Source organism: Clostridium sp. BNL1100 (assembly GCF_000244875.1).
Classification (GTDB): Bacteria; Bacillota; Clostridia; order Acetivibrionales; family DSM-1351; genus Ruminiclostridium.
In genome coordinates this window covers 2,594,851-2,612,629 of the sequence record NC_016791.1, presented here as the reverse complement: position 1 = coordinate 2,612,629, position 17,779 = coordinate 2,594,851, and the positions used below count along the sequence as shown (strand labels likewise).

The following is a 17,779-nucleotide window of genomic DNA, read 5'->3' as shown; positions in this document are numbered from 1 at the left end:
AGGTCGCTAATTATGAAGAAAAAATATCATGTGGGGTTAGATGTTGGTTCAACCACTGTAAAAATGGCTGTACTGGATAAAGATAATAGAATGGTATATTCAAAATATCAAAGACATTATTCAGATATACGTAAAACTATATTTGAATTAATGAATGAAATGTGTAATTATTTTTATCAGGAAGAATGTACGATGATGATAACCGGATCCGGTGGATTGCTGGTTTCACAGTGGTTGGGACTTGAATTTATTCAAGAGGTAATTGCAGGTTCGGAAGCAATTCAAACCGTCATTCCTCAAACAGATGTAGCTATAGAATTAGGTGGAGAAGATGCTAAAATCACATATTTCCGAGGAGGACTCGAACAGAGGATGAATGGTACCTGTGCAGGTGGTACAGGTGCTTTCATTGACCAGATGGCCTCCTTACTGCAGACGGATGCAGCAGGGCTTAATGAATTTGCCAAAAAAAGCAGAGTCATATATCCAATTGCGGCAAGGTGCGGTGTTTTTGCTAAGACAGATATACAACCGCTGCTTAATGAAGGTGCTGCAAAGGAGGACATAGCTGCTTCAATATTTCAGTCTGTAGTAACCCAGACAATAAGTGGGCTTGCATGCGGAAAACCCATAAGCGGAAATATTGCGTTTCTGGGAGGTCCTCTTTATTTTCTCTCTGAGCTTAGAAAAAGGTTTGAGATTACACTTAATTTGAAACCGGAACAAGTTATTTTTCCCGAAAATTCACAGCTTTTTGTAGCAGTGGGTGCAGCTCTATCTTCAAAGAAATGTAAAATAACATCCTTTAAGGAAATAAAGAATAAATTACCGGTTTTAAATACTATATCTGTACATGAGGTTGAGCGTTTAAAGCCCCTATTCAGTTCGCAGGAAGAATTGGATGAATTCAGAAACAGACATGGGCAGCAGTCAATTTCGGTTAAACCCCTTGAGAATTACAAGGGAGACTGCTTCCTCGGAATTGATGCCGGCTCCACAACAACAAAGGCTGTTTTAATTAATAATGAGGGCGAACTTCTTTATTCCTTCTACGGCAGCAATCAGGGAAGCCCTTTGAGTTCATCTGTTAAAATATTAAATGATATCTATTCCAAATTGCCTGCTGACGCAAAGATTGTTAACTCCACCGTAACAGGCTACGGTGAAGGATTGATAAAGTCAGGGTTAGGGGTAGATATCGGAGAAATAGAGACAATTGCACACTATAAGGCTGCAGATTTCTTTCTGCCGGGAGTAGATTTTATACTTGATATCGGTGGTCAGGATATGAAATGCCTTAAAATAAAAGATGGAGTAATTGACAGCATTATGCTTAACGAGGCATGTTCTTCGGGGTGCGGGTCTTTCATTGAGACTTTTGCCAAGTCACTGAATTTTTCAGTTGAAGACTTTGCCCGGCAGGCATTATTGGCTGAAAAGCCTGTTGACCTCGGTTCAAGGTGTACCGTATTTATGAATTCAAGAGTTAAGCAGGCTCAAAAAGAAGGGGCTCAGGTTGGAGATATATCAGCAGGTTTATCGTATTCCGTAATTAAAAATGCACTTTTGAAGGTTATAAAAATAAGAGACCCTAAGGAAATGGGAAAAAAAATAATCGTACAGGGAGGAACCTTCCTCAATGATGCTGTACTAAGAAGTTTTGAGCTCATATCGGAGAGAGAAGCTGTAAGGCCTAATATAGCAGGATTAATGGGCGCTTTCGGTGCTGCTCTTATAGCAAAAGAACGGTATACCGGGGGCAAATCAACCATTTTATCAAGGGAGAATATAGGAAACTTTGTCTTTGATACTGAGCTTCAAAGATGTAAACTTTGCAGCAATAACTGTCTTCTTACTATTAATCAATTCAGTGACGGAAACAGATTTGTATCCGGAAACAGATGCGAAAGAGGTGCAGGCATTGAAAGCAAAACACAGGAATTTCCGAATTTGTATGACTACAAATATAAAAGGATATTCGGATACAAGCAAAATAGCGATGTTGAACACAGTAGGGGAACAGTAGGTATACCGCGTGTTCTGAACATGTATGAGAACTATCCGTTCTGGTTTACTTTTTTTGATGAATTGAAATTTAAGGTGGTATTGTCACCTCGTTCATCAAAGAAAATATATGAACTGGGTATTGAGACTATGCCTTCGGAATCGGTTTGTTACCCGGCTAAGCTTGTACATGGTCATATAATGAGCCTTATAAACCAAAAGGTTAACTATATATTTTATCCTTCTTTACCTTATGAGAAGGTTGAGGATGAGGAAGCTGACAATCATTATAACTGTCCGATTGTTACTTCATATCCTGAAGTAATTAAAAATAATATGGACATACTTCACACAAGCGGAGTTAAATTCTTTAATCCATTTTTACCGTATGATGATAAGGAGAAACTCAAGGTACGACTTTTCCAAGTACTGGGCAAAGAGTTAGGTATCTCTAAAGCCGAAATTGAACAGGCCGTAGAAAAGGCATGGGCAGAAGAAGAAAAGGCTAGGGAAGACGTCAGGGAAAAAGGTGAAGAAACCCTTAAATATTTACAGGATACCGGCAAAAAGGGTATAGTGCTTGCAGGAAGACCGTATCATGTGGACCCCGAAATACACCATGGAATTCCTCAAATAATTACATCCTTTGGATTTGCAGTACTTACAGAGGACTCTGTGGCTCACCTTGGAAAGACAGAAAGACCGCTTAGGGTTGTTGACCAGTGGAAATATCATTCACGTCTGTACGCAGCGGCAACAGTAGTAAAGGAACATCCGGAACTTGAAATGATTCAGCTGAATTCCTTTGGATGCGGGCTTGATGCTGTTACAACAGATCAGGTTCAGGAGATACTACACTCCAATGATGAAATCTATACCGTATTGAAAATAGACGAGGGCAACAATCTGGGAGCAGCTAAAATCAGAATCAGATCATTGGTTGCTGCCATTGAGGAAAGAGATAAGAAAACAGTCAAACACCAGAATAAATCCGGCAGCTTTGAAAGAAAAGTATTTACCGAAGAAATGAGGAAGACACATACTATCCTTGCACCGCAGATGTCACCTGTACATTTTCAGTTTGTAGAGGCTGCTTTCAAAAAAGCAGGATATAATATCGTCGTGCTTCAGGATGTTGATAATAATGCAATTGAGGATGGGTTAAAATATGTAAATAATGATGCGTGCTACCCGTCTATTATTGTTGTTGGACAGATTATACATGCACTAAAATCCGGACAGTATGATCTTGATAACACCTCCGTACTGATTACTCAGACAGGAGGAGGCTGCCGTGCTACAAATTATATAGGCTTCCTTAAAAAGGCCCTTGCAGAAGCAGGAATGAAACAGATACCGGTTATATCTTTAAATGCACTGGGTATGGAAAACCAGCCGGGATTTCAGATTTCATTGAAGCTTCTGGATCTTGCTTTAAAAGGTCTTGTTTACGGAGATTTGCTGATGAGGGTATTGTACAGGGTTCGACCTTATGAAAAGGTACCGGGTTCTGCAAACGAACTGTATAGAAAATGGGCAGATATCTGTATGAAGTCTATATATGAAGATAAAAAAGGTAGTTTTAAGCGGAATATAAAGGCAATTATTAAGGATTTTGACGAACTGGAAATTAGTGATCAGGTAAAACCAAGGGTTGGGCTGGTAGGTGAGATATTGGTAAAATTCCACCCTGATGCAAACAATAATGTAGTTGATGTTGTGGAAAAAGAGGGTGCAGAAGCGGTAATGCCTGACCTCATTGACTTTTTCCTTTACTGCGCATATGGGCCTAACTTCAAGCGTAAGCATCTGGCAGGTTCCTTAAAGAGTAAAGTTGTGAACAACGCTGCCATAAGCGGAATAGAGTGGTATAGACGCCATTTAAAGAAATACCTTCGCAAAAGTAAGAGGTTTGATGCACCTCACTCAATATATCATCTTGCAAACAGTGCTTCGGAGATTCTTTCTCTGGGAAACCAGACAGGGGAGGGATGGTTCCTGACGGCGGAGATGATTGAACTGATTAAGAGCGGAGCCGGAAATATTATATGTATGCAACCATTCGCCTGTCTTCCTAACCACGTTACGGGAAAAGGTATGATTAAGGAACTCAGAAGAAGATATCCTGAATCAAACATTGTTGCAGTTGACTATGACCCGGGTGCCAGTGAAGTTAACCAACTTAACAGAATAAAGCTTATGATGTCGGTTGCATTTAAAAACATGAGAGGTGAGACTGATTTGCAGGAAAGCTATCAGAATCCCGAACAGGAGAAAAAGCAAGCGTAGCATTTCAGTATAAAAGAAATGTAGGAAATAAAAAAAGCTTCAGGATAGATATCCTGAAGCTTTTTCAATAGTTTATTTCGCTTTAGGTATTACAACTGTTGCTTTAAAAAGGTCTCCGTCAATACTGATTGAAAAACTTCCACCCTGGATTTCCGTGAGGCTTCTGGCGATTGAAAGACCGAGGCCGGACCCCTCACTGTTACGGGATGAGTCTCCACGCTTGAAGCGTTCCATCAGCTCGTCAGCGGGAATATTCAATTCATATGCAGAAATATTTTTTATTGAAACAACTATGTTGTCATTTACATCAGCAGTTTCAATATAAACTCTGGAATTTGGCATTGCATACTTGAAAACATTTGAAATCAAGTTTTCTATAACCCTCCAAAGAAGCTTGCCGTCAGCTATGACAAGTAGTTTATCAGATGAAAAGTTAGTCCTGAAATTCAGTCCTGATGCCTGAATTTTGTCTGACAATTCACCAAGGCCTTGATTTATTAAGGATACAATATTTATTTCTTCCGGGTTAACAGTTATGCTTCCACTGGATGCTTTTGCAGCCTCAAATAAGTCTTCCGTTAATGTTTTAAGCCTTTGAGACTTTTTATCAATTATTTCAAGATATTTTTTAGAGTTTTCAGAAGCAAGTCCCTCGCTTTTTAACAAATCAACATAGGTTATTATAGAGGTCAAAGGAGTTTTAAGGTCATGAGAGACGTTAGTAATCAACTCGGCTTTCATCCTCTCGGCCTTTACCTGACTGCTTACTGCAAGTTTCAAGCCGTCCGCAATACTGTCAATGGTTTCGGAGAGCTCTTTAAACTCAGGGATTCTTTGAGGGGGAATATTAGTTGACTGTTCCCCGGAGCGGATTCTTTTTGCACCTTCCGTTATAATCTTCAGAATCTTAAAGGCCTTCATCAGAAAATACACTGCTGTAACATTAATACCAACTACCATGACCAGGCCAACCAGAATGCCAAGTGATTTTGTAAACAATAATGCTACGCCAACCAATGTGGCAAGAGCATATATTCCAAAAATGAGAATTAATCTTAATGCTGCAGGACTGTTATCATATACAGAGAGAATTTTTTTGAATAATTTCTTGAAAAAGCTATTTTTTATCCATATAAAAGCTCTGCAGATAACAGTACTCTTTAGAACTTCATGCCTCTTAAATCTTCTTACAAACATAGTAACAAAAACGATTCCGGCAAGTGTTCCAATGGATATTGCAGCACCTAACAGAAGAGTCAAAATATTTACATTGTAGTAGGAGCTATTTTTGTATATTACATACCTTCCATACTCAAAAACAGAGGCAATGCAAATAACTACAATTCCTGCTAAAACTGCTAAGGCAGCATCAAGATATATATCATCTATGGGAATAAGCAGGAGCCCGTCTTTACGTCTGCTTCGTCCTGCCGCATAAACAATATAGGAAAGGGCAAATAAAAAGACCACTATTCCAATTACTACAAATTTGATTCCTAACAGTCCTTCATGAACATTTCTATTATAGACTGACAGTTCGGCATCGTATCGTTCCTGAGATAACCCCAGAAAGATAGTAGTATCTGAGGGAATATTGCCTGTATAAAAAAATATGTCAAGATTCTTATTTTCACCTGGCTGCTTAAATTGAAAATTTACAGGGAGTGAATTAAAGAAATCTGTAACGTTATAGTTACTGTTATTTGTTAACGTTACGGTACCATTTCTTACAACAGCGTAATAGATTCCTTTAGTTTTCTTCAGGGAATCCAGTTTCATATGGTAATCTGCCAACTGTTCCTTGATATAATCGGCTTCGATGTCATATATTTTGGTTTTATATTCGTTTTCTAATTTATCAATTTCACTTTTTCTCTCATCCAGCAATTTTTGCGTTTCAGGACTTTTTTCGCCCTGAGAGTCGATAGTATCGTTAAAATCATCATTTACGCTTGTATAATTGACCAGCATTGAACGATAATAATCGTTTATTCGGTTAATCTCCATTTGTTTATCGCTCAGAAGTTGATTTTTTCTATCGTTTATATTGTTTTTATCCAAGCAGGCTCCTGATTTTATATTTTCTTCATTTATGTAGTTCACGGTAATATCAAAAACCTGATTGTAAGTTTCTGTTAGAATGTCCCGAAGGTACATACTTTTCTTAAAATCCTTATTCTGAATTCCGGTATCAAAATAAGGGGCTTTTTCCAATCCGTATGCTACTGTAAGCATTCCCGCAACACATACTATTACTGCCAAAGTTTTCAGCCAGACGGAATATCTATATTTTTTCAATTTTATATCCAATTCCCCATACCACCTTTAAATATTTTGGTTCTTTCGGGTTAATTTCAATTTTTTCGCGAATTCTTCTTATATGAACAGCAACTGTATTTTCAGGTGAAAAGGAGGGTTCGTTCCACACCTGCTCATATATTTGGTCAATGGAGAACACTTTTCCGGCATTTTCACATAAAAATTTTAGAATTTTATATTCAACAGGTGTTAACTTTACCGGTTTATCATCGATTCTTACTTCCTTTGCGTCATCATCAATAACAAGGCCTCCTGTTTTGAATACACCTGAGTTTGTAACAAAGCTGCCCAATGATACATACCTTCTAAGCAGTGACTTTACTCTGGCAACGAGTTCAAGAGGGTTGAACGGCTTGGTAACGTAATCATCCGCACCCATGTTTAAACCAATGATCTTGTCTGTGTCTTCTGATTTTGCACTTAGCATTAAGACAGGAATATTGTACTTTTCACGAATTTTCATAGTGGCACGGATTCCATCCATTACAGGCATCATTATATCAATGATAACCAGATGTATTTCAGAATTATCAAATACTGAAAGAGCTTCAGCACCGTTATATGCCTTATAAACACAATAACCTTCATTTTTCAGATATATCTCGATGGCATCCACAATTTCCTTATCATCATCACAAACAAGAATATTCACAAAAAACTACCTCCCAAAGTATACTGCTAAAGTTATGTTAAAGTTGAAATTATTCAACGCAAACATTATATCACATCCTTTTATTCGGTTTTCAGGACATGTAAAATATAGCTATAATCTACATTACACAATAATAGCAGGACAATCTTACGGAACTATTGATAAAATTCTTAAGATATTCTTAACATGAAGGGGATGGTTTATATAGAAAATAAAGAAAAGATAATTTATATAAACAGGAGTGCCTTTACTGTACTTAACAGGTAATGGCACTCCCGTTTGGCTAGATATTCAAGTCGTATTTATACAAATTATAAGTTGAGTCGACACTCATATCCTTTGATACATTTGTTCCGTCAAGTAAAAGCTTATGCCCGCAGCTTTCACATCTGAAAGTAAGTCCATTCAGTCTGCTTATTTCTTCTTCCGGAAGGTTTAATAGCACACTTTCACAAATGCAGCATCTAATCGTGCAAAAATTCAAAATATCTTCCCCCATTTCAATTATATTCTATAAGGTATATTTAGAATTGACTATTTTTAGAACTTCATTCATATAAATAGTACTAAATTATATTACAATATTTCCCATGAATACGTTACAAATTTTGAAAATATGTACAAGCCAGTAATATTTTTATTTTATATGAATATAGTTTTTATAACCCGAAATTTATAAGGATTTTGCCGTTAGATATGGAGGTCAACGCTATGAGAGATACTATTTACGATAATACCTATCTGGAAGGAAATAAGGGTAATCTGACAAAACTACCTATAATTTTGTGTGCCGTTGGTGGTATTGTACTGGGGGGGTTAGCCTTTAGATTGGCTAACGGAAAGGTAAATATACCAATCGATTTTAAACAGATTAGCCCGAAAGCTTCTTCAACAATAGAATCATCCGAAAGCATAAAGGAGCATGTTTTTAAGCTTTTTGGAATTGACCTGTACAATCCCATAACAATATTAAATACAAACTATCCATATTTTAAAATGTTTTATGATAAAAAATATCAGCCGCCTGCTTCTGAAAAAGTACAACAGGAGATTAACAAAATCCAAGATGCACAGACAAAACCTGTACAGCAACAGGAAAATGTATCTAAAAAGCCTTCAGATACTCCCGCAGGACAGTTAAAAGAGGCATCAAGCAGTATAACCTTTGAGGGTGATGTTGAAGAAACGGATCAGAAAAATAATCCTATTGTTTCAAGTGGAAAAATCAACATTAAAAACGAAACAAGCTTAAAAATAGATATAAAGAAGTTGCTTAATGAGCCTTTAAAGCTTGCTCCTGATAAAAAAGGCCCTAAGATATTTATTTATCATACCCACACAACGGAGTGCTTTTTAAAGAGCGCCGACGAAATAGGTAAAAGCAACACCCCTTCAAGGACCACTAACAATAAATACAATGTTGTCAGAGTTGGAGACGCTTTGATAAATAATCTGAAAAAATATAATATAGATGTTCTGCATAATACTACCATACATGATGCTGACTATAACAGTTCCTATGTAAAGTCTCTTAATACGCTGACAGGCTATGTTGACAAGTATTCTTCCCTTAAAATGGCCATAGACCTTCACCGTGATGCCGCAGGCGAAGGAAAACTGCGAGCAGTGAAGAAAATTAACGGCAAAAATGTAGCGGAAATAATGTTTGTTATTGGTACAGATGCCAAGCTAAGCAACCCACGGTGGAAGGAGAACCTGAAACTTGCAATTAAAGTCCAGGCCAGGCTGAACGAAATATGTCCAGGAATAGCAAAGCCAATCTACGTAAGTAAAAACAGGTACAACCAGCATTTAATGAACGGTTCGGTTATAGTGGAAATAGGAGGGGACGGAAATGTAATTGATGAATGTGTCCGTAGTACATCGTATTTGGCAGAGGCTATAAATGATGTTATATCCAAAAAGAAATAGGGTTAAAATAACTTTGTATTGTTAAAAATGTACATAAGGGTTTGTTACTAAAACGGATTTGAACCCGAAAATAACAAAAAATGCGGGGTTATATATGCCAAGAAAAACAAGATTCAAGCAAAGGAGATTGTACCGATTTAAAATTGCACTTGTATCAGTAGTATTTGTGCTGATTCTTGTATTTGGACTTTTAGCAGTTGATTATAGTAAAAGTTATATTTACTATGGTGAACCCAAAATGGAAATTATGCAAATATCGTCTGTTGATCCAAATATATATCGGATAACCTTTTTAGGTAATTATTTTGACCTTAATTTGAAGTATTTAAAGGGTAATGTTTTAAAAGTAAGAGCTTTTTTTATTACTGACCGGTAGTGTAACCATATTGTTACCAATATATCGGTAGGATGTGTTAATCTACATTTAGATATTAATTTAAAAACAGAAAGGGTCTGACACAATGAAAAAAGCACTATTATTTGTTATGATTATTGCAATAGCATTAACTTTATTTCCGGCTGTTACAGGTGTTTCATCTGTCGCTGCGGACTCAGAAACGTCTGCAAAAGTTGAGACTGCAAAGATAGAAAAAATTGATGGCATCTGTTCCATTAAGATAATATATCCTGTTTTAAGCGGGTTTACTTCAGCTAAAAAAATAAATGATTTACTCAATAATTCAAACCTTGATTCTATCGGATTTATCAGGAGAGAACAGGCGTATTTGGATGAATACATAAAAGATATGCCTCCAAGAGAACAAAATCTTCCTTTAGCATCCATAGATTCATTATTTGATTACAACACAAGCGGTGATATTCTATCCCTGATTACAAATACATATGTGTACACCGGTGGTGCACACGGTATGACTACTCTGGAATCATATACTGTAAATACCAAATCAGGTGAAATATATTCGTTTAATTCTTTGTTTAATCCCAACTCAAACTACAAGAATGTTATTCTTGATAAAATTAAAAAGTCAATAGATAAAGAAAAGGATATGTATTTTGATGATGCAAAGACTACTGTAGATGAAGCAAAGAGTAATTACAAGTTTTATATTGACGGAAACAGACTTGTAATATACTTCGGAGTATATGAATTAAGGCCATATGCAGGGGGGATATCAAAATTCAGCCTACCTGCCAAAGAGCTTAAAGGATTGCTGAAGGATGACGTCTATAACCAAATGATAAATGCAAAACCTCTTGAGAAAATAAGATTTAATGGTACAAGCATGAAAACCCAGTTCAAAACGTTTGAAAAAGACTATGTATTAATGGTACCCCTCAAAACAACTGCTGAAATTCTTGGCTACAAGGTAGGCTGGGATTCAAAGAAGGGAGCAAGCATAGCAGGTGGATATATTAAGAATAATGTTGACACATATTACACAGAAGGTTCAAAAAAAATAAAGCTGACTCCTGCTAAAATAGTAGGGAATGTAATGTATGTACCTATTTCATACTTTTCAGAAGTTTTAAAAGAGGATGTAAGTTATGACGGAGAGGGAATACGGTTTTTCACTAAATCAACCGTAACCCCGAGTCAGTTTGATATACAGAGCACTGAGTTTATGAGAGCTGACAGTGGAAAAGAATGTGCTGATTTATATGCAAAAGCTGTAAAGGAACGTAAAGGAGTAATTCAGTACGGCCTTATGTCAGCAAAATTAAGGGCTGCCAACAAAACGGGTTTTGAAGAAATGAATTGGGTAACAGGGGTATCCAGCCCGTGGGTTACAACATATAATGTTAAGGATAACGGCGATGGTACTTTTAAAATAACATTCCATTGGGCTACATCTACTGGAAAATCGTCTGACACCATAGTAACCCTGTCTGTAAGCAAGGTGAAGGATCAGGAGTACTTTGAGATTTCCGGTATTAAAGAGTAATTATTATTCGGGACTTAAGTCATGAGCTATAGTCACCTGCAAAAAGTGGTGACTATAGCTTTGTGTTTTTGGGACAATAAGTATCAAATCACTATATTGCACCTTTAAAAGTATATGGTATAATTAAATGCGCATAATTGTGTTTATGTGGAATCAAAGCTTTGGAGGTAATAAATGCCTAGTGAACGACAGAAATATATAAGAAATTTTTGTATAATAGCACATATAGATCATGGTAAGTCAACCCTGGCAGACAGATTGTTGGAGAAGACGGGGGTTCTGACATCCAGAGAAATGCAGGAACAGGTTCTGGACAATATGGAGCTCGAGAGAGAACGTGGGATAACCATAAAGGCCCAAGCGGTCAGAATGGTATATAAAGCACCTGACGGTCATGAATACATTTATAATTTAATAGATACTCCCGGACATGTTGACTTTAATTATGAGGTGTCAAGAAGCCTTGCTGCTTGCGAAGGTGCCATTCTTGTTGTTGATGCGGCACAGGGCATAGAAGCCCAGACATTGGCAAACGTTTATCTTGCACTGGAGCATAATCTGGAGATAATGCCGGTTATAAATAAAATAGATCTTCCAAGTGCACAACCCGACGTTGTAAAGAAGGAAATAGAGGATGTTATAGGGCTTGATGCTTCGCAAGCACCAATGGTTTCAGCCAAGAACGGGCTAAATATTGAAGAGGTTCTTGAAAAAATAGTTGATATGATTCCGTGTCCCGATTCTGATGAAAATGCACCGCTGCGAGCTTTGATATTTGACTCATTCTATGACAGTTACAAGGGCGTCATAGTTTATATGAGGGTTAAGGAAGGTACTGTCAGAACAGGCGACACCATCAGAATGATGTACACTAAAAAAGAATTTGTTGTCACCGAGTTGGGGTATCTCAGACCCGGGGGACTATCCCCTGCTGAAGAACTCAAGGCCGGTGATGTAGGATATATAGCGGCAAGTATCAAGAATGTAAGGGATACCCGTGTTGGTGATACTATAACTCTTGCTGATAATCCTGCTAAAGAACCGCTTCCGGGATATAAAAAAGTAAATTCCATGGTTTTCTGCGGAATTTACCCTGCTGACGGCTCAAAGTATGGTGATCTTCGTGATGCTTTAGAAAAGCTGCAGCTTAATGATGCTGCACTTACCTTTGAACCTGAGTCATCGGTAGCCCTTGGCTTCGGTTTCAGATGTGGGTTTCTAGGATTGCTTCATATGGAGATAATTCAGGAGAGGCTAGAAAGAGAATACAATTTTGACTTGGTTACAACCGCTCCAAGTGTTATATACAAGGTTACAACCACAAATGGTGATGTTATTGAAATTGATAACCCAACCAATCTACCGCCGGTTACTGAAATTGATATGATGGAGGAGCCTGTGGTAAAAGCAACAATAATGGTACCCACAGAATACGTAGGAAATATCATGGAATTGTCCCAGGAGAGAAGAGGGGTATACAAGGATATGTCCTATATCGATGAGGGTAGGGCTATGCTTACTTATGAAATGCCTCTTAATGAGATAATATATGACTTCTTTGATGCCTTGAAATCAAGAACCAAAGGTTATGCATCCTTTGACTATGAGCTTATAGGCTACAGGGAATCCGACCTTGTTAAGCTTGATATAATGCTAAACGGTGAAATAGTTGATGCCTTGTCCTTTATAGTACACCGTGAAAAATCAGTTACAAGAGGCAGAAGAATGACGGAAAAGCTAAAGGAATCAATACCGAGACAGATGTTTGAAATACCTATTCAGGCATGTATAGGAGGAAAGATAGTAGCACGTGAAACTGTTAAGGCATTCAGAAAAGACGTATTGGCAAAATGTTACGGTGGTGACATAACCAGAAAGAGAAAACTCCTTGAAAAGCAGAAGGAAGGAAAGAAACGTATGCGTCAGGTCGGCTCTGTAGAAGTCCCACAGGAAGCTTTTATGAGCGTTCTGAAGCTTGATTAAAAAAATAAAAAGCAGAAAAAAGACTGTGCGATAACATTGCACAGTCTTTTGTAAATTTTAAACCAAAATACCATTACCAAATATTTTGTAAAGCTATATCGAATAGTTTCTATACATAAGGTAAAAATAATTTCATTATCATATTTGGAACAAATAATTATAAAATAGTTCCTTAGGCTCTCATTCAAATTTTGCAGTTTAATTGGACATACCAAAAGGTTATACAAAAACATTTTGAAAGGATGGATCTGATGAAAGCTGTGATTATGGCAGGTGGAGAGGGATCACGTCTAAGACCGCTGACCTGTAATAGGCCAAAACCTATGGTGCCAATTGCCAACAAGCCTGTAATGGAGCATATTATTGAGCTTTTGAAAAAATATGGGATCAGGGATATTGCGGTAACCTTGCAGTATATGCCGGAAAAAATAAAAGATTATTTTGGCGATGGAAGAGAGTACGGAGTCAACCTTAAATATTTTACAGAAGATGTTCCCCTTGGCACTGCCGGAAGCGTCAAAAATGCCGAGGAATTTTTGGATGAGACATTTATAGTTATAAGCGGGGACGCTCTGACAGATATTAATTTGCAAGAGGCTCTTGAGTTTCATAAAAAGAACAGGTCTATTGCGACACTGGTTTTGAAGAAAGTTGAGTGTCCTATAGAATACGGAGTTGTTGTAACAGCTGCAGACGGAAAAATTAGAAGATTCCTTGAAAAGCCAAGCTGGGGAGAGGTTTTCAGTGATACTGTAAACACCGGTATTTATGTCTTGTCCCCTGAGGTACTTAAATATTTCGAAAAGGGAATTGTTTTTGATTTCAGTAAGGATTTATTCCCAATCCTTTTGAAAAAAGAAGAGCCACTGTATGGTTTTGTAACTCAAGACTACTGGTGTGATATCGGCGATTTGGATGCCTACGTTGGAGTACACACCGATATTCTTGATAAAAAGGTTAACATAAGCATTAATGCCCGGGAAATCAGACAGGGGGTTTGGGCCTCGGAAGGAGTAGCAATATCAAAAGAAGCTGTAATCAAGCCTCCCGTGTTAATAGGTAAAAATTCTGTTATAAAGGATGGCAGTGTACTGGGACGCTATACTGTCATAGGTGAGGAATGTCATATTGGTGAAGGCAGTACCACCAAAAGGAGTATCTTATGGAATAGCTGTATTTTGAAGAATAATGTTGAGCTAAGAGGAAGCGTACTTTGCAGTAGTGTTAAATGCAGGGAAAAAACAGCGGCTTTTGAAGGAACGGTTGTCGGTGAAAATTGTATTCTGGGTGAAAATTCCTTGATCAAGCCAGGTATAAAGATCTGGCCTGAAAAGCACATTGACATGGGTACGGAAGTATGTACAAACATTGTTTGGGGTTCCAGATATTCAAAAAACCTTTTTGGAAGCAGAGGAATTTCCGGTGAAATCAATGTTGATATTACACCTGAATTTGCATCAAGAATGGCTGCGGCCTACGGTGCTGTATGTAAAAAAGGTTCGGGACTGGCTATAAGCTGTGAGGAAGTAGATGCTTTAAAAATGGTGAAAAACGCCTGCGTTTCAGGTGTGCTTTCAGCAGGTGCGGAAGCCTACGATTTAGGAACGTCCTTGCTGCCTGTTACAAGGTCTGCTATACGCTACTATAATTTAGCCGGTGGAATTCATATCTCCGAAGGAAATAAAAAAGGCAAAATCATAATTGATATTTTAGATAATAAGGGAAGAAATATTTCCAGAAATGAAGAGAGAAAAATTGAAAACTGCTATATAAGGGAAGACTTTACCAGATGCGAGGCAGATGAAATAAAAGCAGTTATTAATGTACCCGATCATAAAGTATTCTATATTCGAAGTATACTAAATCATACAATATCGGAAAACCATGATTTGAAAATTGCCTTAATAGCACCTTCGGGTGATCTGAAGAATATAGTGTCGGCAGTGTTAAACGAGTTGAATTGCCGGTATGAGTTTGTTAATACAAAAGAAGCCCATGATAAACGAAAAAGCCTTTTTTCAGATTTGAAAACACTTTCGCAAGTTGTCAGGCGCGGAGGCTTTGATGTGGGAGTTTATTTTGCAAACTCATATGATAAGATATTTCTTATAGATACAAAGGGCAGAATAATAGCTGATGACTTGTATATGGCACTTATTTCGTACATTCATTTAAAATCAAAAGCTGGCAATAAGGTTATAGTCCCATTAAATGCCAGTACTGTAATTGAAAAAATGGCAGGAGAGAATAAAGAAAGGGTTATAAGAACAAAGACGTCAGCAAAAGAGCTGATGAACAGGATACTTGATGATGAATTTGACGAAAGTATGTTGGATTTCTTTGCTATGAATTTTGACCCTATAGAAGCTTTTATCAGAATAATAGACTATATGGCGCTTAGTAATACAAACCTTGCAAAGATAATGGATTCGATACCCGATTTTCATATCATAAAAAAAGAGGTAAAATGCTCCTGGTCTGCAAAAGGAAAGGTTATTAGGGCTATAATTGAGGAGAATTCAGACAGTGTTGAAACAATTGAAGGAGTTAAAGTAGTGGGTGATAAGGGGTGGGTTCTGGTATTGCCTGATGCAGAAAAGCCTGTTTGTAAGGTAATAGGGGAAGGTTATACTCAGGAATTTGCTCATGAATTAACAGATGTTTTTGTAGATAAAGTAAAGACAATCAGTCAAAACAAGATAACTTGAATGTTCATATTTATTTTAGTGCATCTGAATCTTTAAGTTTCAGATGCATTTTTAAGTTACACTATAACGAATAACAGGTATTATATCTGCAAAGATTAAAGATGTAAAAATAAAAATGTTATGTTAAAATTTACCTATATAAAATGGAGTGAGTCGCTATGAGAGTATTTTTCGCTATTGAGTTTGACGAAATTATAAAGGATTATTTATTTGAAATTCAGCATGAAGTCAGATCCCATTGTATCTCCGGTAATTTTTCCTTTAAAGAAAATTTTCATCTTACTCTAAGATTTATAGGTGAACAGAATATGCAGCAGGTTGAAAATCTAAAGCAGGTATTAAAAGATTCAGCCAGAATTTCTGAATTTGAGCTCAGACTGGACAAACTGGGAAATTTCAGGAAAGGAAACAGGAGTATAATATGGGTTGGCTTGAAAAAGAGTTTACAACTTCAACAGCTTTACAATAATATGGAAAATAGCCTGTCTCAAAACGGATATCAAAAAGAGGAAAGAAGCTATAATCCTCACATAACTCTGGCAAGGGAAGTCAAAATGGGGGATTTTGGATCACTGGCAGAAAAAACAGAAATTGAGAAGCTTACTGTCAAAGTGAAGTCAATATCCCTCATGGAAAGCAAGCGTATTAATGATAAGCTTGCATATGTTCCCCTTGAAAGGGCTGAACTCCAACATGATTTGTAGATTTAACTAAAAAGGTTACAGATTCGTCTGATTGTATTCACGTAATTATAATGATAAAATATTACTCAAATAGCATTTAAAGCATTTGGGGACATGGTTTACAAAAGAAAACTCATACGGAGGTAAAAATGAAAAGGAATAATTTAGCAAAATGTGCAGTTCTAGTTTTTGTTTCCATTTTATGCACTGCAAATACCTTTGCAGCCGGAACTACACTTAGGATAAACGGACAGGAACTATCGAGCGGAATAAAGACAATAGAGGGTAAGCAGTATATATCCGTTGATGCATTGTCATCCCATCTGGAAGGTGTTTCAATTACACAGGGGAACAGTTCCGTCGAAATAAATTCTTCGGACAGGATTTCAAATGTAGTATCAAAAGTAAGCCCTTCCGTAGTCGGAATTATAGGTAAATTGAAAGAAAGCAGTTACGAATATGATGAAACTTCAGACAACATCATATTCGGCACAGGAGTTATATATCGCAGTAACGGTTACATAATAACAAATGCCCATGTTGTAAAAGATATGGAGAGCATTGTTGTAGTACTTTCAAACAGTAAAGCATACAAGGCAAGGCTGAAAGCTATTGATGAGGATCTTGATCTGGCAGAGATAAAAATTGATAAAGGCGGTCTCCAACCTGCAACATTTGGGGACATTTCAAAAGTAGCTGTAGGAGATGAGGTTGTAGCAATAGGAACACCATTGTCCTTTGGTCTGAGAAATTCCGCTACAAGGGGAATAATCAGCGGGATGAACAGGTCTGAAAACAGACAGTATAGATTTCTACAGACAGACGCTGCTATTAATTCGGGAAACAGCGGGGGTCCGTTGGTTAATTTAAAAGGCGAGGTAGTAGGAATAAATTCATGGGTTTATGCTGGAATAGGTGTACAGGGTATGGGATTTTCAATACCTGTAGATACAGTTAAATATGCCATAGACCAGTTTGAAAAGTTTGGGAAAATCAGACGCCCTTATTTAGGCTTGGTTTTTTCCGACAGTATAACATCAATATACGGCTTACCGAATACTGCATCGGGAGTAACTGTAAAATCAATTGAAAAAAACGCTCCTGCTCAAAAATACAATATCAAAGTTGATGATAGACTGATTTCCATTAACGGTGTTAAGGTCAACTCAACCACAGACTACAATGAAGAATTAAAGAATTATCTGCCCGGCGACATTGCTGAATTTAAACTACAGCGTGACAATAGGGAAATAAATATAACTGTTACTTTTGGGGAGAAATAATATTAATTAATAAGGGCGTGCA

Annotated in this window: 11 protein-coding genes; 8 read left to right on the top strand and 3 right to left on the bottom strand. The window is 37.2% G+C overall.

Features of this window, described 5'->3' with window-relative positions:
* The first annotated feature begins 12 nt into the window (after positions 1-12).
* Positions 13-4,293 carry a 2-hydroxyacyl-CoA dehydratase gene (locus CLO1100_RS11050; protein WP_014313831.1) on the top strand — a complete coding sequence of 1,427 codons (4,281 nt, stop codon included), beginning with the start codon at positions 13-15 and terminating at the stop codon, positions 4,291-4,293.
* Positions 4,294-4,365: 72 nt separating this feature from the next.
* On the opposite strand, the gene CLO1100_RS11045 is transcribed toward CLO1100_RS11050, so the two are convergent.
* The 3 genes from CLO1100_RS11045 to CLO1100_RS11035 form a co-directional block, all read right to left on the bottom strand.
* A complete protein-coding gene (locus CLO1100_RS11045) occupies positions 4,366-6,603 on the bottom strand; it encodes a HAMP domain-containing sensor histidine kinase (protein ID WP_014313830.1) in 2,238 nt (745 codons plus the stop codon).
* Positions 6,578-7,264 carry a response regulator transcription factor gene (locus CLO1100_RS11040; protein WP_014313829.1) on the bottom strand — a complete coding sequence of 229 codons (687 nt, stop codon included), beginning with the start codon at positions 7,262-7,264 and terminating at the stop codon, positions 6,578-6,580. The genes CLO1100_RS11045 and CLO1100_RS11040 overlap by 26 nt, the downstream gene beginning before the upstream one ends.
* A 283-nt stretch (positions 7,265-7,547) precedes the next feature.
* A complete protein-coding gene (locus tag CLO1100_RS11035; protein WP_014313828.1) occupies positions 7,548-7,748 on the bottom strand; it encodes a hypothetical protein in 201 nt (66 codons plus the stop codon).
* A gap of 227 nt (positions 7,749-7,975) precedes the next feature.
* Between CLO1100_RS11035 and CLO1100_RS11030 the strand changes: the two genes are divergently transcribed.
* From CLO1100_RS11030 to CLO1100_RS11000, 7 genes are all read left to right on the top strand, one after another.
* Positions 7,976-9,196 carry a stage II sporulation protein P gene (locus tag CLO1100_RS11030; RefSeq protein WP_014313827.1) on the top strand — a complete coding sequence of 407 codons (1,221 nt, stop codon included), beginning with the start codon at positions 7,976-7,978 and terminating at the stop codon, positions 9,194-9,196.
* Positions 9,197-9,290: 94 nt separating this feature from the next.
* The gene (locus tag CLO1100_RS11025; RefSeq protein ID WP_014313826.1) at positions 9,291-9,572 is read left to right on the top strand and encodes a hypothetical protein; all 282 of its coding nucleotides are present in this window, start codon (positions 9,291-9,293) and stop codon (positions 9,570-9,572) included.
* An 85-nt stretch (positions 9,573-9,657) separates the two neighbouring features.
* Entirely contained in the window at positions 9,658-11,100 is a 1,443-nt protein-coding gene (locus CLO1100_RS11020) for a DUF3298 domain-containing protein (protein ID WP_014313825.1), read from the top strand.
* Positions 11,101-11,274: 174 nt separating this feature from the next.
* The gene (gene lepA, locus CLO1100_RS11015) at positions 11,275-13,083 is read left to right on the top strand and encodes a translation elongation factor 4 (protein ID WP_014313824.1); all 1,809 of its coding nucleotides are present in this window, start codon (positions 11,275-11,277) and stop codon (positions 13,081-13,083) included.
* Between the two features lie 251 nt (positions 13,084-13,334).
* The gene (locus CLO1100_RS11010; protein ID WP_014313823.1) at positions 13,335-15,791 is read left to right on the top strand and encodes a mannose-1-phosphate guanyltransferase; all 2,457 of its coding nucleotides are present in this window, start codon (positions 13,335-13,337) and stop codon (positions 15,789-15,791) included.
* Positions 15,792-15,949: 158 nt separating this feature from the next.
* Positions 15,950-16,495, top strand: coding sequence for an RNA 2',3'-cyclic phosphodiesterase (gene thpR, locus CLO1100_RS11005; protein ID WP_014313822.1), 546 nt, complete (start codon positions 15,950-15,952; stop codon positions 16,493-16,495).
* Positions 16,496-16,623: 128 nt separating this feature from the next.
* A complete protein-coding gene (locus CLO1100_RS11000) occupies positions 16,624-17,757 on the top strand; it encodes a trypsin-like peptidase domain-containing protein (RefSeq protein ID WP_014313821.1) in 1,134 nt (377 codons plus the stop codon).
* Positions 17,758-17,779 lie beyond the last annotated feature (22 nt).